Origin of the sequence: Paenibacillus sp. BR1-192, assembly GCF_029542445.1 — a bacterium.
GTDB lineage: Bacteria > Bacillota > Bacilli > Paenibacillales > Paenibacillaceae > Paenibacillus_AQ > Paenibacillus_AQ lautus_A.
Genome location: NZ_CP120718.1, coordinates 7,082,314 through 7,104,921, shown reverse-complemented (window position 1 = coordinate 7,104,921; position 22,608 = coordinate 7,082,314). Strand labels below are relative to the sequence as shown.

The window sequence follows — 22,608 nt, the reverse complement described above, 5'->3', positions numbered from 1 at the left end:
TAGATAATGAAGCGACGAAACAAAAGGGAGCGGTAACCATGGAGCGCAAGGTTTTTCAGTTAGGGGATATCGTTCAGATGAAGAAGCCCCATCCTTGTGGAAATAATGAGATGGAGATTATTCGCATGGGGATGGATATTCGGATTAAATGCACGAAGTGTCAGCACAGCGTGTTGATCCCCCGTGTAAAGTTCGAGAAGAATATGAAGAAGGTTTTACGTTCGGCGCAGGAATCGGAAGGGGCAGGGGATACACCTTAATATTTCCTCCCCGGAAGCTTCCCAGGCCAGTATTCATGAAGCCGGTAAGGCGAATCTGATCGAGCAGCTAAAAAGATGTGGAGACAAGCTATTGACCAGATAACGTTTCCATGATATAATCAATCTTGCTGTGGAAAGGTACCCAAGAGGCCCAAGGGGGCTGACTCGAAATCAGCTAGGCGTCGCAAGGCGTGCGTGGGTTCGAATCCCACCCTTTCCGCCACCAATCGTTCTAAGTTCCGCTGTTATGGATGCAGACGATATTGTTACATAAACCGAGGCGTTAAGCTGTACGGACGCCTTTGAATAAAACACCCTCATGCAGGACAGATGACCTGCCGAGGGTGTTTTTCGTTGTCGAGAAGCGGATATAAAAAAAGAAGGGCCCTAATGGGCCCTTCCTTCTGGGTAGGCGGTGCTTGTGAATTGGAATCATTTTATCAGCACTTCTGCGAACCTTGTCAACAGCTTCACTTGTCCTAAAGGTCAAGCACTCGGCTCATTTCCTCAGCTTGCAATTCGTGCGACGATCAGAAACCTTCTGCGTTGTTCAGTTGCAACGTTCAACGGAACCACACCTCTCTCATGCACCGCCTGATTATAATGTGCGCATAAAGGGCTGTTTGTATACATGCTAATTTCAACGAATGACAATTTAGAGTAAATGGTCAGCCTTCATTGCTTGAACGACAGCCATATAGGCAAAGCTCGATCGTGGGGCAGTGCTCAGGATCATAGGACGGACGCCGAACAATACCATGCGTCTGGAACATTCCAGGCTGTTACTTAGGCTGCACCCGACGCTTGTTTAACCATACGCGATCATCATTTTGAGTTTCAGGAAAGGTGTCGCCCTTGCTCATTTTAATTTGACGCGGGTTCTCGATGCCCATAATATGGTCTCTAACGCCAACTTCCATATAAATGCCGTTGTTTGGCGCTTTGTCGCCTGCACGAAATTCGGTCTGTTCTCCCATTATGGAATTCCTCCTCATTATGATGGATGGACTGCATGTATTATCATGCGCCAACAGACCTTAAATCATTGCAGGGAAAGAGAGAAAGGCGCGGTAATAAAGGGAAGAGGGCATGTTTGGTTTCGAAAAGAAACTTGCATCCGATCATCCGTTCTGATATAGTATTATGGTGCGAGTTAGACTCGCTCCTTGCTCTCAACATCGATTGAGGGCCGAAGTCCATAAGGAGGTGAAATATATGCGCAAATATGAAGTGATGTACATTATTCGTCCTGACATTGAACAAGAAGCTGTTCAAGCTGCAGTCGATAAATTCCAAGGCATCATCTCCAACGGCGGAGAAATTACAAAGCATGACGTAATGGGTAAACGCCGTCTTGCGTATGAGATCAAGAAATTCCGTGATGGCGTCTACGTTCTGGTAAACTTCAACGCAACACCTGAAGTTGTAGCTGAGCTTGAGCGTCTCATGAAGATTTCTGACGAAGTCATTCGTTATCTCATCACGAACGACGTTGCTTAATACGGACCAAACTTTGTAATTGATTTCGTTCTAAGGAGGGGATTGGATTGTTGAACCGTGTCATTTTGATTGGCCGACTGACTAAGGATCCCGAGCTGCGATATACTCCTTCAGGTGTTGCTGTAACGCAATTTACACTTGCTGTTGATCGTCCGTTTACCGGACAAGGCGGGGAGCGCGAAGCGGATTTCATTCCGGTCGTGACCTGGAGACAGCTTGCGGAGACTTGTGCAAACTATCTGCGCAAAGGCCGTCTGACGGCTGTAGAAGGGCGCATTCAAGTGCGGAATTACGAGAATAACGAAGGTAAGCGTGTATACGTCACCGAAGTCATTGCCGATAATGTTCGCTTCTTGGAGTCAAACCGTGAAACAAGCGGTGGCGGAGGAAATCGTGAGGAATCATCGTTTAACGGAGGAAGCAACGGCAATAGCGGTGGCGGAAACCGGGGGAACAATAACTACTCGCGAAACAACAATCAGGATCCTTTTTCCGATGAAGGAAAACCGATCGATATTTCGGATGATGATTTGCCATTTTAATACGGAAAGGACTGATAACACATGGCTTTTAAACAAAGAGAAGGCGGAGACAACGACAAAAGACCGGCACGCCGCGGCGGCCGCAACAAGCGTCGTAAAGTATGTTTCTTCACTGTGAACAAAATTACTCACATTGACTATAAAGATACAGACCTGCTCAAGAAATTCATCAGCGAGCGCGGAAAAATCCTGCCTCGTCGTGTAACAGGTACTAGCGCTAAATATCAGCGTGCCCTGACGATTGCGATCAAACGCTCCCGTCAAATCGCATTGCTTCCATACACAACGGAGTAATCCTTTGTGTGTAAAGCGGTTCAGCCTAATCATAGGCTGAGCCGCTTTTTTATTAGGTACAAACTCAAGTGCTTACTTCAACATCTCGCAAGGGATACCTCGGCCATATGCGGTCTGTCGTCGAGTAAGCAATGTCGGCAGATGCTTGCAAGACCACGTCGCTGTCCATTGCGAAATCGTAAAAGCATCCATGTTGAGTGGCAGAGGTTAAATCATATATGAAACAAGAGCAGGGACAGACCACTTCGGTTTCAAACAGGCTTAACCAAATGTTGGGATATAATGTCTTCACGGAAGAATCGTGTCTCCTCAGAGTGTACATTGTTAAAGAGTAGCAGCGATCGATAAATACAAGCCTGGTGTAAAGCTTTCCAGTTTTAAAGCCCTGAAATCATGTCTGCTTCGAAAGGACAGTGTCTATTGTAAGCAATACAACGATAAGAACAATGAATGTTCCTGCTATAAAAGAATCCATAAATGTGGGCCGATCGCAAAGTAGGCTAAAAAAATTCCTTCTATTATATATAGGTATCTGTAGCCTTTCTGCATGAAGGGTGGAATGATATTTGTCTAGTATATAGAATGCGATCCTTTTCATATATCGAAAAAAGAGATTGGTACGGGCCTATTTCTTATTCTCGTATGAAGTTTGATGTCTATCGTGTACAAACATGGTATACGAACATGGCTTCGAACCGTGAGGTAAGGAAAATTTAATAATGCGATTACATTAAAATTGCAGAAATTTTTCAATCTGATGATGTCCTCTCCAGGGATACAAGCGTACATAGAGTGGAAGCTCCATGATGTTAGTCTTATTATGCATATTCCTCCTCCATTATCCAAACGATAAAGGAAAAAGGAGGTAGTCGTATGTGCAGAAGATTTTCGCTGTCCGCAGGGCTCGAAGAAGTGAATCAACGCTTTGGCATCCATCGGGTCATGTATTACTACAAGAGCCGATACAACATTAGTCCTACCCAAACCATGCCGGTCATTGTACAGGAACAGGGGGAGCGGGTACTCGATGAGTATCGGTGGGGCTTGGTTCCGTATTGGGGGAAAGATGCGGTCAACGCCGATATTACGACAGTTGATCAGAATCCCACTTATCGAAAAGCGATTGATACGAGACGCTGCGTTATACCTTGCAACGGACTATATTACTGGAGGACGGTCGGCAAACGGAGTTATGCCGTACGGACCGTGATCGGAGATAATGAAATATTCGGTATGGCGGGCCTATACGAGACATGGCGGGATGCCAGAGGAAATGAAATGAGAACCTGCACAGTTCTGATGACGGATGCTAATGAAGCGATATCGGAGTTCGAAACACGGATGCCGGCAATCTTGTCAGAAGAAAATATGGCCAAGTGGCTGGACCCGGAAATCCAGGGAAGGCATGCGGTTCATCCGCTGCTCCATACTTACCGCGGACAGATGCGCATATATCCGGTAACGCCTTTAGTGGCCGACGATACGCATGATCATCAGCAGTGCATTGAAGAAATGGATTTGAAGCTTGCTTGGGTGAAGAACCTGTAGTTCGTAAGTATGAAAGAACGAGGTTGATTGATCTGACATAAAACAGAACATGAAAGCAATCCGGAAGATGCCCCCGGATTGCTTTTTTTAGACTTTAATGCAGTAGAGGGACGAAACCATGAAAGGCAATACCTTCAAACAGGCGTCACCTAATACGGAATTGAAGCATACGGTTAGGATGAAATATTACATAAAAATGGGCTTTATTTAGATTGAGCAGAGATAGACTAGGATGGTGTGATATAATTTAACATGAAACTTAACTTTTAGCACTTTTAATCAAGGTTTTAAATCTGAATTCAAATTATTTGTAATATAACATTACATAATTTCAACAAAACCGAAAGCGATTATAGTTATAAATTGTAATTAAATCTTGATATTACATACATTTTCAGTAAACTAAGGATATACAACGGAGATAAACTTAATTATTAACCTCGAAAACGACGATAAAAACATGATTTTTGAGAAATATGAAAAAAAGTAATTGACGTTACCTAAATTTACACGTATCATAACATTAATTTTATAGGCAAGAAGATATTGCTAGAGACTTTGGCACTAATTGACCAATGGTATATTTTCTGTAAAACTTTCAAGTTGTTTCACATCATGCAATGACATCCTAGAGAACGTAACGTTCAGTACCGAAATTATTTAAGGATGATTTCAATATTCGTCCTGATAATTTATATTGCAACAACATTTTTTAAGAGGAGGATTCGCATGAAGAAAAGAATGTCACTCCTGCTTGCAATCATGCTTTTGGCCATCACGGTATTGGCAGCATGCTCGGGCGGAGGAACAGCAGAACAGCCACCAAGTCAAGGGGATCAAACGGAGCAAACTCCACCAGCTGAAGGCGATGGCGAAGAAACTACAGAACCGCCAGCTGAATCTGGTGACGAAAGCCAAGGCTATTTTGAAGCTGAAGACCCATCTTTGAATCCAGCAACTGCATTGAATCGTAAAGACACGCTTGTTGTCGGTATGACTGCACCTAAAGGGGTATTTAACCCGTTTTACTGGCAGACTGCTTATGACCGTTATGTTGTAGACGCAATTTTCGATTCTTTCTTCTCCCTGAACGGTGATGGTACTTATAATAATCGCTTGGCTGAGAGCGTTGAAGTATCCGAAGACAAATTGAAATACACATTCAAATTGAAGTCGGGTGTGACATACTCTAATGGCGATCCGGTTACTGTAAAAGACTATGCTTTCGCCATGAAAGTTTTACATGACAAAAGCTACGACGGTCAATCCGACATTCTGTCCGTTAACATTAAAGGCGGAAAAGATTATTACGATGGTAAAGCTGACGAGATTTCCGGTATTAAAATCATCGACGACCACACCGTTGAAATCGAAGTTACAGAAGCAAATGCTATGACGAAGGATAATCTGGGTACTGTATTTTTTGTTCCAGAATCCGTTTATGGCAAAGGTTACAAGCACGGCGACCTGGAGTACATGAAAGACCTGCATGCCAAACCAGTCGGCAGTGGTCAATATGTGCTGAAGAGCTTCTCTCCTGGACAAGAGGTAGTATTGGAAGCTAATCCTAACTATTTCTTGGGTGCGCCAAAAATTAAGAACGTCATCTACAAGACTACAACCGACGAAACCAAATTGGCTATGTTCCAATCCGGTGAAATCGATATGGATATGGTTTCCGTTAGTGAAGATAACGTAGAAGCTGTGAAGGAAATGGGCTTCTTGGATATTAACATCTTCCCATACAATGGTTACGGCTATGTTGCTCTGAACCATAAAGATCCTAAATTCCAAGATGTTAAAGTTCGTCAAGCTCTGATGTACGGTTTGAACCGTGCTGAAGTTGTTGAAATCATTTATGGTCCATATGCGAACGTAATCAATGTTCCACAATCCAGCGAATCATGGGCTTATACGAATGAAGGTATTGAACCGTATGAATACGATCCCGAGAAAGCGAAGCAGCTTCTTGATGAAGCAGGCTGGGTTCCAGGTGCTGACGGCATCCGTGAAAAAGACGGCAAGAAATTCGATATTCACTTCTCTGCAACTGCTGACAACCCGGTAATTGATGCATTGATTCCGATTATGACACAGAACTACCAAGAGCTGGGCATCAAATTGACGTCTGAAACATTGGACTTCAACGCCATCATGGATAAGAAGGATAAAGGCGAGTTTGAAATGTTCTTTGCTGCTTGGGGCTTGACTCCAGACCCAGACTCCACCGTATACATCACGGATGGACAGCAAAACGATATCGGATTCTCCAACCCTGACTATGATGCAGCTATGAAGAAAGGTCTGAATGCCTTCGATTTGGAAGAGCGTAAAGCGGCTTATGCAGAAGCATATCAAGCGCTGAACCAAAACGTTCCGGATCTTCCGATCTACCAAAGACGTGATATGTGGGCGATTAACTCCAGATTGAACGGAATTGACATCACACCTTACAAAAACTTTGCAATTGACCTGTACAAAGCAGAAATTCAACAATAGCATCAAGAAACTTATGCTCAGCTCGCAAGAGCTGGGCATATGCACTTATAAGCCGGGAGGAATATTATGAAGCAGTACATTATCCGGAGGCTGCTGCAGATCATCCCGACATTGATCGGGATTTCGATTATTATATTTGCTATATCATCTTTGGTACCAGGTGATTATATCACTGCAGTGAACAACCCGACGATGACTGCTGAGAAGGCAGCTCAGCTTCGGGAAATTTATGGTTTGGATAAGCCGCCTGTAGAACGTTATCTTACATGGGCTGGTAATATGTTAAAGGGTAATCTCGGAGATTCCCTTGTGCACAAACAACCGGTTACAACCGTAATGAATAATTACGTATGGAATTCCTTTTTTGTTGCGATTTTCAGTTTGATTTTCAGTTGGATTATAGCTACTTTTGCTGGTGTCTTCTCGGCGAGGTTTCAGTACTCATTATTCGATAAGATCGTAACTCTGGTAATCTTCTTGTGTATGTCACTGCCTTCTTTCTTTATCGGACTCCTTCTGATCAAGTTTTTTGCCTTGGATTTAGGATGGTTCCCTGTTGGCGGCATGAAGACTTCAGGAATGAATGGAAGCACATGGGATCAACTGATCGATATCGCATGGCATATGGCCTTGCCGGTTACGGTGCTTACAATGCTGAGCACAGGCAGTTTGACGCGATACTTCCGTACAAGCATGCTGGAGGTTATCCGTCAGGATTACATCCGAACAGCCCGTGCAAAGGGATTGAAGGAACGTACGGTTATTTTCAAGCATGCGCTGCGTAATGCCATGCTTCCTGCTATTACTCTCATGGGTTTTGAGCTTCCATCCTTATTTGGTGGCGCCATCATCATGGAGAAGATTTTCATCTGGCCCGGGGTCGGTCAAGTTTATCTGGAATCGATCAATATGCGGGATTATCCGTTCATGCTTGGTTTCACAGTATTCATATCCGTTCTGACACTTTTGGGTAACCTGTTGTCTGACGTTCTATATGGAGCTGCAGATCCAAGAATTCGCTTAAAGTAGGAGGAGATTCACTTGTCCACAGAGACTGCACCATTAAAAACGAATCTACCAGTTCCGAAGAAGCGGCCGGATTCCCCATGGCGAATTGCGATTCGCCGTTTTGCCAGAAACCGTCTTGCTGTCATCGGACTTTTTATAGTTGTATTTATGTTTTTGCTCTGTTTTATTGGTCCGTTCTTTTCACCTTATGACCTGTACGATTACAATAAGCTTGATAAAAACTTACCTCCTAGCTCGAAATATTGGCTGGGTACCGATAAGCTGGGGCGCGATATTCTGCTGCGCATGATGCTTGCTGGACGAATATCTCTTTTGGTTGGGCTTGTTGCGACTGGCATTTCGGTTATCATCGGAGCAACCTTGGGAGCTTTAGCGGGTTTTTATCGTAAATGGGTAGACACGCTGATCATGCGTGTAGCTGATATCTTTATGGCAATACCTACACTACCGATCCTGATTATCCTGGGTGCGATCTTGTCGGACCTCAAGGTGGAGCCATCAGATCGTATCTATTTCTTGATGCTGATTATCGGTGTGCTCGGGTGGAGTAGTATATCCCGTCTCGTTCGCGGTCAAATCTTGGGACTCCGCGAGCAGGAGTTCATGCAAGCAACAGAAGCTTTAGGGCTTAAAGATCGCCGGAAAATCTTCCGTCATCTGCTTCCTAATACGATTCCGATCATTATTGTATCTGCAACCTTAGGGGTAGCAGGTGCAATTATTTATGAATCTGCACTAAGTTATCTCGGAATTGGTGTTGTTCCACCGACGCCGTCATGGGGAAATATGATCTCTGCTGCCAACAATCTCATTGATTTCCGTAAACGGCCGTGGCTATGGATACCGCCAGGCATGTGTATTCTTGTTACCGTAGTTGCAATCAATTTGATCGGTGACGGGCTTCGCGACGCACTTGACCCGAAAATGAAGAAGTAGGAGATGCGAATATGGCAAAAGAAATAGTAGAATTCCGCAATTTAAAAACGCATTTTCAAACCTCCGCAGGCACCGTGAAAGCCGTCGACGATGTAAGCTTCAAAATCCGTGAAGGTGAAACATTGTGCGTGGTGGGGGAGTCAGGCTGTGGTAAAAGCGTTACAGCCATGTCTCTTATGCGTTTGATCGATACGCCTCCGGTAGGGGGAGAAATCCTGTATGAAGGCAAGGATCTGCTGAAGATGAGCAAGCGCGAGATGAGCTTGATTCGCGGCAACGATATCGCCATGATTTTTCAGGAACCCATGACCTCGCTTAACCCGGTATTAACAATCGGGGAGCAGATTGTGGAGCCGATCCTGCTTCATCAGCTCGTTAACCGTAAAGAAGCAAAACAACGCGCCATCGATCTGATTAATTTGGTTGGAATCCCGCGAGCGGAGAAGATTTTCGATTCTTATCCGCATGAACTCAGCGGCGGTATGCGCCAACGGATCATGATCGCGATTGCCCTTAGCTGTAATCCGAAGCTGCTGATCGCGGATGAGCCTACGACCGCGCTTGACGTTACGATTCAGGCCCAGATTTTGGATTTGATGCGTGACATTAAGGGTAAACTCAACACTTCAATTATGCTCATCACGCATGACCTTGGCGTTGTTGCCGAAATGGCGGATTATGTTGTCGTTATGTACGCAGGCAAAGTCATAGAAGAGGCTCCGGTCATCGAGCTATTTAAACAGCCGAAGCATCCATATACCAAAGGTCTTCTGAAAGCGAAGCCGGTCATTAATCAGACGCAAGAACGTCTGTATTCGATTCCGGGACAAGTTCCTAACCCGGTAGATCTTGGAGACAACTGTCATTTCCATGATCGCTGCGAATTCTGCATGCAGATCTGCAAGGAGAAAACACCTCCGCTCGGTACGGATCCTAACGGCCATAAGGTCGCTTGCTGGCTGTATGAAGAGGAGGGGAAAGCCTAATGAGTCAAGCACTGATCGAAATAGACGGTTTGAAGAAATACTTTCCCATCACCGGCGGCGTATTTCAACGAACCGTGGGCAATGTAAGGGCCGTTGACGGAGTCAGCTTTACCATCAACAAAGGCGAATCCTTCGGGCTCGTAGGTGAATCGGGCTGCGGCAAGAGCACCATAGGACGAACCATTCTTCGATTGCTGGAAAAAACGGAAGGCAAGGTCATCTTCAACGGTACCGACATCCATACCTTGTCCAAGGAGAAGATGCGTGCCCTGCGTCCGAAGATGCAGATCGTATTCCAGGATCCATTCAGCTCGCTGAATCCAAGAATCAAAGTGGGCGAAGCCATCGGCGAAGCACTCATTGACCATGGGTTAGTTAATCGTAAGGAACTTAAAGACCGCGTGATTGAAACGCTGGAAATTTGCGGCCTTGCTGCCTATCATTACGATCGGTATCCGCATGAGTTCTCCGGCGGACAGCGACAACGGATCGGGATTGCCCGCGCATTGATTCTGAATCCCGACTTTATCGTCGCGGATGAGCCGGTATCTGCATTGGACGTATCGATTCAAGCACAAATCATCAACTTATTAAGTGATTTGCAGCGCGAGAAGCAGCTGACTTACTTGTTCATTTCTCATGATCTCAGTGTTGTAGAGCATTTGTGCAACCGAATTGGGGTAATGTATCTGGGATCGATGGTAGAAATGGCCAGCAAGGAAGAACTGTTCCGCAACCCACTGCATCCTTATACGAAAGCATTGCTGTCTGCCGTACCGGTACCGGACCCAACGCTGAAGCGTGATCGGATCGTACTGAAAGGCGACATTCCAAGCCCGGCGAACCCGCCTTCAGGCTGCAAATTCCACACACGCTGCCCGCTGGCTTCAGACTTGTGCAAACAGCAAGTACCGGAATACCGCAATGTAGGAAATGATCACTTTGTTGCTTGTCACTATGCTTAATACGACTCATCATATCCAGTTTTTTTGACAGCAATCAGTGTGATGATTAGAAGATTTACAGATTCATAGAAGGACTTTCTCCGTCTGGCCGACGGAGAAAGTCCTTTTCGTCTTTTCTACGCGATCCAATTTATAAATATCTCTAAATAAACTTTCATGAGTTTTCACTCGCAAACCTATATGGAGGTATTCTTGCATGGGAGTATAGCTTGACAGTTATGCAGGGATGGATGCCACCAAGAGACCATTGTTGTTTGTGTATTAACGACAGAATCATCAGGCGAGGTATGATGTTGCCATTTTTCAAAAAATCTGCGACTTTTAAAGACGAGCTTCAACATGCGTGCGTTGTAGATTTTCACAGAAAGAGAAGAAAGGCAGAAGGACAGTATGGATAGCAGAGAAGCAATGAACTCATCTAACATCACATTCCTACTGCGGAGCATTCTCCCTTTGGTTGCCTGAGGAGTTTCGTGAACAGATAACATTTGCCTTTTGCTAGATTGAACTGAATTTAAGATATATTGCCGATAGAGCAAGGCTCTGTTGACGTATTATATTTGAAGGGAAGAACTCAATGACAGAGAATGAAAACCAACAAGCCCACTATAGGCGGAGTATCCAAGCATCAATCGAACAATTGGCAAGTAGTTCCTGGCGGTTCATTGTTCAATGAAGAGTCAACTAAACTGACATTACATCAGAAAGAAATGATCTAGAATCAGTAACGTTTTCATTAGTAGTTCTGACATCCTTGAAGAAACGTTCCATTTGTTCAGCTTTTTTATCGTCAGCTACTGTCTTGAAAATCTGAATTGCCTGCTTGATATCACGCTCACCCTCAATTCTTTTACCACTGTTATATTTTAAAATTCCTTGAAAATATAATAATATGGTTTTCTCATATAATTGAGTAGATAACTTCGCATGTAGCCCCAATTGTTCCACAAAATATTGTGCTAGTTCATGCTTCCCAAGCGATAAATAATGAGAAATAGCATTTATGAAAAATGTAAATAAAGCTTTTTCGAATAAGCGAATTTGGCTATAACCATTCAAATCTCTTATTAAACGTTTAGACGCAACTAGTATAAAATCATCATCAAATATGTACAGGCAATTCATCAGCAGAGATAGTTCAAATGCACTCCAATTCTCAACCTTTGCAATATGTTTCTTTAGCGTACAAGCATATTGTTGATGTGTGTTTAGAAAATCGTCAATGGATTTTCCTGATGTTTTAATGATCGCCCCTTTTACTCCCATATAAAGAGCTAGATAATAAATGTCATTTGTATTTTTATAAATTTGGAGTATTTCGCTTAAACGTTTATCATGGATCGTTCTACTAGAGTAAAAATCCTCAAACAATTGTGCTGACAGCTTATGCTTCTCGGTTAACTCCAAACCTAAGAAATATTGAAACTCATCTAATCTAACGTTCATTCTATCCAAGTACAGAAGTAGATTTCCAAGAGGAATATCATTTGTTTGTTTTTCGTATGAAGCAAGAGTAGTTCGACTAGAAATGCCACAACTCAATGTAGACTGACTAATATTTCGTTCCACCCTCAATTTTTTCAAAAGTGGCCCCGCCTTCATGAAATTACCCCCTCAAGAAGAAATAAGTCTAAATTCTGGTCATTATTAACATTATACCCGGTTTATGATATAAAATGTAAGCACTTAATTGAAAGGAGGAATTAGAGATCTGGGAACTATGCCCTATGTGGATATTTTAAGCGCGGCTACTCACTGACGTTAATTTAAGAGACATATTGAAGTTATCTTTGTGAGCACTATGTTCCTCTTTTTTGAGGAAGAGATATGGTATAAGTGCTACTAGTAGGAGGATGCATATGTCGAACAATGAATTGCGCGGTCAATATCGTACTTTTGAGGGGCGAGCGAAGCAAGGGTTTGTCTCGCCGGTTGGTGAAGTTGATGAGCAGCAGTTAAAGGAAATGATTGCAGGTAGCGGGGTTGAACCACATTCAACTGGTATCACCATGATCACTATGATTAGTGCATGTGGTAGTTGTTTCACAAACCAATGTGGACTTTCGTACCGCCCTGGTGATGTGCCAATTTGCTAGATATATTAACCTCTAAGAAAGAAGTATGTCGAAATTCTGGTCTTTATTTCGCCGGTTGGTGAAGTGGATGAGCAACAGTTAATGGAGTTAGTTGCAGGTAGTTCGGTTGGACCTAATTCGACGTGCTATACTCCACCACACATTTCATTAGATTTTGGTTGTTCTAATGAATGTGCCACAAGTCTAATAGGTTGTCCTGAACCTCCTACTCAAAGAAACTGCGGATTTACATACCGTCCTGATGATATACCATACTGCTAACTCTACTTAAGCGCCATGCTCAGAGCAGACTCACTTTGTGAGCACTTCTTCTCTTCTACAGAGAAGGATATTATATAGTGCTACTAATTAAGTAGAAAGGAGGAAATGTATATGTCAATCAATGAACTACGCGCTCAATATCGTTCTTCTGAGGGGCGAGCGAAGCAAGGATTTATTTCACCGGTCGGTGAAGTGGATGAGCAACAGTTAATGGAGTTAGTTGCAGGTAGTTCGGTTGGACCTAACTCGACGTGTTCTACTACAACAATAATTTCAGCAGCTTTAAATTGTTCTGATCAATGTGCCTCAGGTCCAGTACTTTGTGCTACCCAAAACATCTGTCAAACCATGAACTGTGTTACCCAAAACCAATGTGGAGTTTCGTACCGCCCTGGTGATATTCCACAATGTTAGCAAATTGTAAGTAACTAATCAGAAGTGAGAAGGTAAAATGTTACTTTCTCACTTCTGATTTTAATGTGAGAAAGCGAATTTATGATAGTTTCTTTTCCGTTTTTATGCAAGTGAACTGTAATGTTATATAGCTACAACTTTTATTGAAAAAAATGGGTTAATTGATATATTCGTTCAAATACATAGAGTTGCAAGATTCGTGAAATGTTGGACTCAATTTGCCGTATGCAAGAGATGCCAACGTCATTCAATTGGAATAATTAATGCCGATTATCTTTTTTGTAAGTCCAGCAAACAATCGTATAAGATCGCTATGAAAAATGTGCAATCTATATGTGTAAATATGAATGGTGCTATTTCTTTGATGCGATATTATAGTGCAGGTTATGTGTACTATGCAAGATAAGTAATTAAATCAATTATTTTTGAGTTAAAAATGTCTCGTATAAGTATGATAGTTGATGATCATAAAATGTTGATAATTCAAGGAGGGACTAGTTAATGAGTAGAAATTTAGTTCAATTAGATGAGCGCAGTGTTAATCCTACTACATGGGAGGAGAATTTGGGCAGGATATTAAGTGCTTCTAATGTTAATGAGTTCATTAATATAAAATCTAGCCCCGTAATCCGCCCATTTCTAGCAGAATTTTGGCGCAATCTTCAGGATTCTCTGAATAATGTTAATGAAGATATTATTGATAAACTACAAGTTGAACAAGAACTCATGCAAGTGTGTGTACAACGTTTGTCTTCATTGCAGTACAAAACAACGATGCTTGAGATATCCATTGCTAGTCGGTTAGGTGAATTAGCAGCTGAATCGCCGAACGAGCGATATCAAGAGTATTTTAAGCTGTTAGAAGATCCAGATCATTTAAGAGCGTTATTCGATACATACCCAGTATTAGCTAGATGCATGACAGAGTACACATTGATGTTTGGCACATATGTATGTGAAATTATTATTCATTACAGTTCGGATTGGAACAAATTTAAGTCGAAGTTGGGAAATGGTTGCGAATATGATTGTTTAACTGGGATAGAGATTGGGGCAGGAGATACCCATAACAAAGGTAAATCAGTTGCAATTTTAAAATTTAACAGTGGTGCTAAACTAGTGTATAAACCCCATTCCTTACGTATCGATGAATGTTATAGTGCTATGCTTGATTGGGTTAATCAGAGAGGCATTAAGTATTTGTTGACCAGTCCAAATGCCCTCAATTGTGGGACTTATGGATATCATGAGTTTATCAGTCATCATCCATGCCAATCCATTATGGAAGTAGAACAGTTCTATTATCGTCTGGGTGCATTAACTGCATTATGTTATGCATGTGGTGCTACCGATTATCATTCCGAGAATATAATTGCAAGCGGAGCTCAGCCGGTATTAATTGATTTGGAGACAATATTTACCCCATTAACAGAGACCCAATTGCAGTATATGCTAGGAGAACAAAGTCTGCGGACGGTATTTTCATCTCTTATGATCCCAGGAATTTATTCTCCTAGTCCACTACTGGATATTGATTTAAGTGCAGTAGGTGGTCGAGGTGGGCAGAAGTCGCAATTAATGAAGATACAACGTATTAATAATTTTGGCACAGATGAAGCCTTTTTGATTGACGAATCTTATACGACAGATGAGAGACAAAATCGCCCCATGATAAATGGCGAATATATGGACGTATCAATGTTTACGAAGCATATGATCGAAGGTTTCTGTGATTTGTATCGCTTAATACTTACTCATCGCGATACCTTTGTCCAAGACATACTCTTACCATATTCTGATGCAATGGGCCGTCATGTAATAAGGGCGACAGCCTTGTATGGAAAGTTACTGACACATAGCATGCATCCAGATTATTTACAGAATGAATCAGATCGTGATCGCTTATTACAAATTATTTCTAATAACTCGGCGTTTCCTCCAAAAACTGTTATTGAACATGAATTGGAACAAATGCAACGCCAAGATATTCCTTACTTTATGTTCTCACTTAATAGCTGTGATTTGTATGATATGAATGGAGTCTGTATACGTGATTTTTATCCAATGTCGATTATTGAGTTAGTTGAACATTACCTGATGCAGCTATCCGAAGATGATCTTAGTATACAATTACAATATTTGCGGTGGTCTCTGTCCAGTTTGGAGGATAGTAATCATCATAGCGATGGTCATTCATATAGTCAGCATTCAGATAAGTATAATCGCCATACTACCGAACTTTCCCAAGATTTTATTAATAATAAGAATAGGGGTACACAATTTCAGGAAGGCGCTACTTCAATAGGTAATAGTATAATGCGTCGCATTGTCATAACAAACGATAGTAATGTGATGTGTATTGGTTTTGCTATAGTTGGAGAAGAGGATAAACATAAACCAGTATGGCTAGAGCATAATATGTATAGTGGTCTAGGCGGTTATGTACTATATCTCGCTCAACTAACGAATATCACTTGCGACCAGCAGTATCGGGAAATGGCACGACAGCTTTTGAATGCTATGCAGTCTTCTAATAAGCCGAACCTTGATGAAGATGGTAAATTGCGTAAAGAGATAACGATTTCTACTTCAGCTTTTTTAGGGGAAAGCACACATATTTATGCACTCATTTATTGTGGATTGCTATGGAAAGACAATACCTTGCTTGAAGATGCCAAGGATAGGTTACCCCTATTGATGAGGGCAATAGAACAAGAAACTGAATATGATATTATCGCGGGACTTGCAGGTTGTATTATCGTTATGCTTCGTGCCTACGAAGCCTTGGATGATGTAGCTTATTTGCATGTGGCTCAAGCGGCCGGAGGACGCCTTCGTACATTAATGGATGAAATGAACTTTGATGCTGATTCTATAATAGACCCAGATGGAATGACGAATCAACAAGTAGATAATAATCATAACACAACAAAAAGCAATATATTGTTGACGGGTTTATCTCATGGTGCAGCCGGGTTAGCATGGGCTTTCACATGGCTTGCTAGGTCAAGTTATTATCACAGTAATCATTCAAACTGGGATCAGTACTTAATAATGGCGAATCGTTTGCTCGTATATGAAAATCAACACTATTCGGAAATTGAACAAAATTGGAGAGATTTGCGCAAAACAGATAGACATGAATTTGCTGATTTTTGGTGTCATGGGGCACCAGGGATCGCACTTGCTCGCGCAGAGATTATGCGTCACCTTGAAGCAATGGATCTCCTGCAAGCACAAGAGTGGAAATTTGTTACTCAAGACTATAAGAATGCACTGAAGACTTTATTGAATCGAGGAAATAAATATAATAGTTTTTGTTTATGTCACGGTATCTTAGGCAATGCGGATATTTTACTACATTTAAGTAAACTGATGGATAATCCTGAACTAGTGAGCGTTGCAAACGATTGGGCATCACAAGCTCTTGTAGGTTTTGAATCATATAAGTCATCTGACAGCTTAATTGCAAGATTGGAATGTGATGGATTGATGTCAGGAACTGTTGGGATGGGGTACGGATATTTACGATTACTAGATGTGCGAGTGCCTTCTATACTTGCACTTGAATTGCCACAATAACTGTACAGTTATTGTGGCAGTTGGACACGGAGATGATACGTATGAATGATGAGAGGCGAGATAAACAAAATCACCGATGGCGCGTACCATTCATTGAACAGATGCAGCAGACAGAGTGTGGGGCTTGCTGTGTGGCAATGATTATGCATTACTATAAAAGCAGTATAAGTATGTATGATTTACGCGAAGCATTAGGCAGTGGCCGTGATGGGACTACTATGTACCAGTTGAAGAATACAGCAGAACAGTTTCAGTTTACAGCAAAATGTTATAGCTCTGACTTGTCATTCTTAGAGACTTTACGGTTACCAGCTATTATTCTTTGGGATGAAAATCACTATGTAGTTTTGGAGCGAATCAAAAATAAGAAAGATTCAAACGAGAAGAAGTATACGATTATTGATCCTGCTATTGGACGAAAGCATTTGAATGAAGAATCCTTTATGAGCTACTTTCATGGCTACGTATTAGAGCTTATTCCTACGGTGAATTTTGAACGTGTCAAGGCAACCAATGTTTGGGCTACGATGTTCAGACTTATACTTCAAAACAAAAAAATGTTCCTACTTGTATTTTTAGTAACTGCTGTACTACAATTGTGTGCCATAGCAATGCCGATATTAATTCAGCAATTGATCGATAAGGTAATTATGCCGGCTAATACGACCATGATGAGTGTTATGGCATTGGGTATTATGATCATGTTAGTCACTTCATCCGTGTTTACCTATATTCGGGGCAGAATACTAATTACAATGCACAATGTTTTGGACTCCTTGTTACAGACTTCATTCTTTCAACATTTGCTTAAACTTCCCTATAGCTTCTTTATGCTTCGGTCTATTGGTGATCTGCTATTTAGGGCTAACTCGTTATCTATGATACGTGAACTTATTTCTGGTAGTATCATTCGCGGTATATTAGATGCATTGATGTTAATCGTTCTCTTCATATATATGTCGATACAATCTACCTCTTTGGCATTGTTCGTTGTTGCTCTATCACTAATCAATATCATTGCCATAGTATTTACTAAGAAGGTAATCGCTGAATGGAATCAGCGCCAGATTCTTGCAGGAACGAATGTGCAATCTGTACAAACGGAAATGCTATTGGGTATATTTCATATCAAGACCAGTGGTGTTGAAGAGAGTATGTTTGAGAAGTGGCGACAACATTTTATGAATCTGCTTGATATTTATCGCAGTAAAGAACGAATTACTAACGTACTTGTAACAATGACCAGTTTATTACAACTAACAGCACCACTTATCATATTATGGGTGGGTGCATATCGAGTCTTTGATGGAGTAATATCACTAGGAATACTGATTGCGATTCAATCCATAGCAAGTCAATTTTTTGGAGTAAGTGGTAGTTTGGTGGGGACAGTTAATAGCTTTATTCTCACAACTTCCTATTTAAAACGAGTTCAAGATGTACTTGATGCTCCAACTGAACATTATGATGGCAGACAAAAAATAGAATTGACAGGGAAGATCGAATTGGAGAATGTATCCTATGCATATTCGAAGTTTTCCGATCCAATACTGAATGATATTAGTATGAGCATTAAGCCTGGTCAGAAGGTAGCGATTATTGGTCAATCTGGTGCAGGAAAGTCGACCTTAGTCAATTTGTTGATAGGCTTATTTGAACCAACATCAGGACGTATTTGCTATGATGGCATTGATTCAAAAAAATTAGACATGCAACATATACGCAAGCAGTTTGGTACTGTGCCTCAGAATATATATCTATTTAATCGCAGTATCCTGGATAATATTAGATTCTCTGCAGCTGAAGCAACAATAGAAGATGTGATGGAGGCAGCAAAAGCTGCTCAAATCCATGATGAAATTATGCAGATGCCGATGAAGTATCATACGATGATAAGCGAGATGGGGATGAATCTATCAGGTGGCCAACGGCAACGGATTGCATTAGCGAAGGCACTGCTAAATAAACCAACAGTCTTATTGCTTGACGAAGCGACAAGTTCACTTGATCATTTAAATGAAGAGAGAATTGATCGGTATTTGTCTGATATTGCATGCACGCGCATTGTAATCGCTCATCGCTTAAGTACTGTGATGAATAGTGATGTTATTTTTGTATTGGATCAAGGACGCATCAGTGCTATAGGGACGCATGAACAATTATTGGAAAAGTCAGATTATTATCGACGCTACTATGGTGATCTAGCCTTGGTGTAAAACTTCATATTATATCTCGGTAATGAGTTTATATTGTTGCGATTTATGATGGAGCAGTTAGCGGTAGTTCTGTAACGAATAATCAACCTTTTCAGCTTAGTTTAGGAACACCCCAGCCTAAGATAAGAGTTATCTTAGGCTGGGGTGTTTCGTGAATACAAGTTAAGCGAATTTCATGGAGGGGTGGTTAAAAAATGCCTCTCGGCTTGGCTGCGGCTTATGTAGAATGTCGTTGATCTTCTCCGGCTTTTCTCTTACCTGAACCAACAGCGATAGATCCGTCGTGTAAGTGACGAAGACGAGCCTTCTCATTCCGAGATTGTAAATTTTTACAGAAAAAAAATTCAAAAAAAAGCAGACCAAATGCCTCTTTCAACCGTCTATAACTATGGAGGGCTAATTCTATGAAAAAACGGTGGCTTTGGCTGGTCATGATGTTGCTAATTATCGTCCCCATAGGGGCGGTTGTCATAGGAAATATAGAACGAGCGGGGTTTAAACCGAAGGTCGACGCGCGAGCCGTCGTCTTAATGGATTTAAACACCGGGCGTATTTTGCTCAGCGAGAATGGCGACGTACCGTTACCGCCTGCTAGCATGTCCAAGCTGATGACCGAATTGGTCATTCTGGATGATATTAAGACCGGTAGGAGATCCTGGGACGATGAAGTCAAGATAAGCGATACGGCAAGCGACGTCAGAGGCGTTAAAATCGCTTTGAAGTCCGGCGAAATTTTGACGGTTCGCGAATTGTTCCAGAGCATAACGGTTTATTCCGCCAATGATGCGTCCGTGGCGCTTGCCGAGCATTTTGCGGGCTCCGAGGAAGCGTTCGTTCGGAAGATGAATGCCAAGGCCAAAGAGATTGGCTTATCCAGCGCGACCCGTTTCGTGAACGCATCAGGCGTCGAGCAGGGCACTGCCAATGCCAATGGTCACGCCTGGTCCTCGGATGGAGAAACGGTAATGACCGCAGAAGATACGGCTAAACTAGCCGCGCATCTCATTAGAAGCCATCCGGATATTCTAAGCACTTCCAGCAAAACGCAGACGAAGATAAGCGGACGCAATTTATATTTGAGCAACACCAATTGGATGCTGCCCTCGCTTGGCGGCCCTTATTCCTACGAAGGCACCGATGGATTAAAAGCAGGGTACACGGCGAATGCAGGGTACTGCTTTACGGGAACAGCCGAGAAGCAAGGCAGCCGGCTTATTGCCGTTGTCATGGGTACCGAATCCAAAGAAGCAAGGTTTGAAGAGACACGAAAGCTGTTCGATTACGGATTTTCCAAGACTTTGACGTGGAGAGAGCGGCTGGACGACTGGTTCCAATATTCGGGAACCGCAGCCGCTCTTCAGCATGAGAACAGGCCGGTTTAACGGATCAATGAGGATTTGGTAGATTTATAGAACTGCCCGTGAAGGGTTCACATTTGACAATATTCTGGTTTACAATAGATGATGTGTTGCAACTGGCCTACTAGTATGAAGTGAGTCAACGGGAGGAGTTCCCGTTTAATAAGAGAGGAGGGTGAGCCAAGCAGCTTAGGGTGCAAGCAAAGGCCTTTAACGATCTGACTTATCCATTAATTTATTTTATAATAAAGAAGGAATTGAACTCATGAAGAGGAAATCATTATATATTACGCTCGCTGTTGTCATATTGCTGGGCTCTTCCGCATTTCTGTTCAGAACGCAGCTTGCGGTCGTGGCATTTGATCTGTTTATGGCAAAGGACGTAGAGGAATCGTTACAGAAATCGTATAAGCCGCTCCAGAGCGACAAGACGCCTGAACCGGTCGTACTCCAGAGCAAGCCGTTCTCGGTCATGCTGCTGGGCAGCGACCAACGGGAAGACGAGCCGGCCCGTTCGGACACGTTGATCTATGCGGTTGTACGTCCCATGGAGTCCAAAGTGCTCCTAATCTCGGTACCGCGGGATACGTACGTCGATATTATCGGCAAGGACAAGAAAGACAAGATCAACCATGCGTTTGCATATGGTGGTCATCAAATGGCGAAAGATACGATGGAAGCATTTTTCGATGAGGAACTTGATTATTATGCCTCCATTAATTTTCAAGGATTGAAGGATGTCGTTGACGCCCTTGGCGGCGTTGAGCTGCCGATCCGCAAGGATATCGTCAACAAAGGCAGGGATCATGAGAAGTTCACGATTGAAGCCAACAAACCGATTTACAATGGCGAGGAAGCCTTGAATTATGTCCGTTATCGTGAAGATAGCGACTTTAATCGGGCGAAGAGACAGCAGGTATTTTTGGATGTAGCGGCTAAGCGGGTCATGAAGCTGGATCAGATCGGCAAGGTGCCTGAACTGATCGAGATTATGGGAGATAATTTCCAGACCGATATGCAGCCTAAATTCATTATCGACCTGGCGAAGCAGATGCTGACCGGGGGCAAAGTGGATATGACCAGCTATACGATTATGGGAGAAGGCATGAAAATTAACGGCATCTATTATAATGAGGCCGACATGGAGGACGTGCAGGAAGCCCGCGACCTAATCGACAACTGGATGAACCCGGATACGCCGGCAGACCAGCTGCTGCAGCCTAAAGATGCAGAGAAACAGAAATTGCAATAACATAAACACCGGTACATCCGGATGATGTCATAGTACGTTGCTTCATCTCAATCAGCAGTCCGGATTGCCTGGCTGCTGATTTTGTGCCCTATACAAGGGAATCGAAACGACGGAGTTAACGTATGTATGAGTATGGATAGGGGAAGGAGTAACCTGCATACCAAGCTTTTGGATCAGGAAGGTTACTTAACATGACTCCATGAGGTTGGAGTCATAAGGAGGATAATGCATTATGAATATCGCTTTTTTTCTATTACCGAAGCAGGAAGTGATTTGTTTAACGCTGGACTCCACGCTCAGGCAGACGCTGGAACGGATGGAGTTTCACCGGTACACGGCGGTGCCCGTGCTGGATAAGAACGGGCAATACGCAGGCACCGTAACCGAAGGCGATCTATTATGGCATATGAAGAACTCGGAAGGCAAAATCACTTTTGAGAACGCTTCGAAATTTTTGCTGAAGGATGTTCCGTTCCGTATGGATATCAAGCCGGTATCGATTGATGCCCGGATGGAGGATCTGATTAATTTGGCCAAGGTACAGAACTTTGTGCCGGTGGTGGACGACATGAACCGATTTATCGGGATTGTCCGCAGAAGCCTTATCATCGAGTACTGTGAACGCTTTGTTTCCAAGGAGACGATGGAATCCCAAGGGGCAACATAATCATGTAGGAACGCAAACAACAAAGGGCGTGGGACCACGGGGACACCGTGGGTAACACGTCCTATTTCTATAGAGACGGGGCTGCAGCCGGCATGCAGTGGGAATAACCGGTGGCCATTTGGAGTACAAAGAGAAGGTAAGTTATCTCCGCCATGGGGACTAAGGTTGGACAGGGTGCCCCGGGGCCTTTGTGTGGGCGGCTT

General features: G+C 42.8%; 19 protein-coding genes and 1 tRNA gene. 18 read left to right on the top strand and 2 right to left on the bottom strand.

The genetic code is table 11. From position 1 onward, the window contains the following. Positions 1-38: 38 nt before the first annotated feature. Complete coding sequence (locus P0X86_RS32615; protein WP_090909575.1) at positions 39-260, top strand: DUF951 domain-containing protein; 222 nt, start codon at positions 39-41, stop codon at positions 258-260. A 132-nt stretch (positions 261-392) separates the two neighbouring features. Beyond that, positions 393-483: transfer RNA gene (locus P0X86_RS32610), tRNA-Ser, on the top strand. Positions 484-1,042: 559 nt separating this feature from the next. On the opposite strand, the gene P0X86_RS32605 is transcribed toward P0X86_RS32610, so the two are convergent. After that, on the bottom strand, positions 1,043-1,237 hold the full coding sequence (locus P0X86_RS32605) for a YjzC family protein (RefSeq protein ID WP_015738119.1): 195 nt from the start codon (positions 1,235-1,237) through the stop codon (positions 1,043-1,045). A gap of 238 nt (positions 1,238-1,475) precedes the next feature. Here P0X86_RS32605 and rpsF point away from each other — a divergent pair, with 238 nt between their 5' ends. The 9 genes from rpsF (at position 1,476) to P0X86_RS32560 (ending at position 10,559) form a co-directional block, all read left to right on the top strand. Further along, positions 1,476-1,760 (top strand): 30S ribosomal protein S6, encoded by a 285-nt coding sequence (rpsF, locus tag P0X86_RS32600; RefSeq protein WP_009591503.1) that lies wholly within the window; start codon positions 1,476-1,478, stop codon positions 1,758-1,760. 47 nt (positions 1,761-1,807) lie between these two features. Beyond that, entirely contained in the window at positions 1,808-2,302 is a 495-nt protein-coding gene (gene ssb, locus P0X86_RS32595; protein WP_015738118.1) for a single-stranded DNA-binding protein, read from the top strand. Positions 2,303-2,323: 21 nt separating this feature from the next. Then, positions 2,324-2,596, top strand: coding sequence for a 30S ribosomal protein S18 (gene rpsR, locus P0X86_RS32590; protein ID WP_006207333.1), 273 nt, complete (start codon positions 2,324-2,326; stop codon positions 2,594-2,596). Positions 2,597-3,469: 873 nt separating this feature from the next. After that, positions 3,470-4,144, top strand: coding sequence for an SOS response-associated peptidase (locus P0X86_RS32585; RefSeq protein ID WP_096777264.1), 675 nt, complete (start codon positions 3,470-3,472; stop codon positions 4,142-4,144). A 729-nt stretch (positions 4,145-4,873) separates the two neighbouring features. After that, complete coding sequence (locus P0X86_RS32580; RefSeq protein WP_277747421.1) at positions 4,874-6,643, top strand: ABC transporter substrate-binding protein; 1,770 nt, start codon at positions 4,874-4,876, stop codon at positions 6,641-6,643. A gap of 66 nt (positions 6,644-6,709) precedes the next feature. Beyond that, positions 6,710-7,672 (top strand): ABC transporter permease, encoded by a 963-nt coding sequence (locus P0X86_RS32575; protein ID WP_277747420.1) that lies wholly within the window; start codon positions 6,710-6,712, stop codon positions 7,670-7,672. Between the two features lie 12 nt (positions 7,673-7,684). Beyond that, positions 7,685-8,608, top strand: coding sequence for an oligopeptide ABC transporter permease (opp4C, locus tag P0X86_RS32570; protein WP_277747419.1), 924 nt, complete (start codon positions 7,685-7,687; stop codon positions 8,606-8,608). An 11-nt stretch (positions 8,609-8,619) separates the two neighbouring features. Beyond that, on the top strand, positions 8,620-9,594 hold the full coding sequence (locus P0X86_RS32565) for an ABC transporter ATP-binding protein (protein WP_277747418.1): 975 nt from the start codon (positions 8,620-8,622) through the stop codon (positions 9,592-9,594). Then, the gene (locus P0X86_RS32560) at positions 9,594-10,559 is read left to right on the top strand and encodes an ABC transporter ATP-binding protein (RefSeq protein ID WP_090909581.1); all 966 of its coding nucleotides are present in this window, start codon (positions 9,594-9,596) and stop codon (positions 10,557-10,559) included. Before P0X86_RS32565 ends, P0X86_RS32560 begins: the two co-directional genes overlap by 1 nt. A gap of 684 nt (positions 10,560-11,243) precedes the next feature. Here P0X86_RS32560 and P0X86_RS32555 read toward each other — a convergent pair. Further along, entirely contained in the window at positions 11,244-12,161 is a 918-nt protein-coding gene (locus P0X86_RS32555; protein ID WP_277747417.1) for an Rgg/GadR/MutR family transcriptional regulator, read from the bottom strand. Between the two features lie 257 nt (positions 12,162-12,418). On the opposite strand from P0X86_RS32555, the gene P0X86_RS32550 reads away from it, so the two are divergent. From P0X86_RS32550 to P0X86_RS32520, 7 genes are all read left to right on the top strand, one after another. Beyond that, the gene (locus P0X86_RS32550) at positions 12,419-12,655 is read left to right on the top strand and encodes a hypothetical protein (protein ID WP_277747416.1); all 237 of its coding nucleotides are present in this window, start codon (positions 12,419-12,421) and stop codon (positions 12,653-12,655) included. Positions 12,656-13,027: 372 nt separating this feature from the next. Next, positions 13,028-13,330 (top strand): hypothetical protein, encoded by a 303-nt coding sequence (locus P0X86_RS32545; protein ID WP_277747415.1) that lies wholly within the window; start codon positions 13,028-13,030, stop codon positions 13,328-13,330. A 501-nt stretch (positions 13,331-13,831) separates the two neighbouring features. Then, a complete protein-coding gene (locus tag P0X86_RS32540) occupies positions 13,832-16,912 on the top strand; it encodes a type 2 lanthipeptide synthetase LanM family protein (protein ID WP_277747414.1) in 3,081 nt (1,026 codons plus the stop codon). A 41-nt stretch (positions 16,913-16,953) separates the two neighbouring features. Next, positions 16,954-19,128: a peptidase domain-containing ABC transporter gene (locus tag P0X86_RS32535; RefSeq protein ID WP_277747413.1), complete on the top strand. Its 2,175-nt coding sequence runs from the start codon at positions 16,954-16,956 to the stop codon at positions 19,126-19,128. Between the two features lie 404 nt (positions 19,129-19,532). Continuing rightward, a complete protein-coding gene (locus tag P0X86_RS32530) occupies positions 19,533-20,510 on the top strand; it encodes a D-alanyl-D-alanine carboxypeptidase family protein (protein WP_096777262.1) in 978 nt (325 codons plus the stop codon). A gap of 241 nt (positions 20,511-20,751) precedes the next feature. Further along, on the top strand, positions 20,752-21,738 hold the full coding sequence (locus P0X86_RS32525; protein WP_009591478.1) for an LCP family protein: 987 nt from the start codon (positions 20,752-20,754) through the stop codon (positions 21,736-21,738). A 232-nt stretch (positions 21,739-21,970) separates the two neighbouring features. Continuing rightward, entirely contained in the window at positions 21,971-22,405 is a 435-nt protein-coding gene (locus P0X86_RS32520; RefSeq protein ID WP_009591456.1) for a CBS domain-containing protein, read from the top strand. The last annotated feature ends 203 nt before the right edge of the window (positions 22,406-22,608 follow it).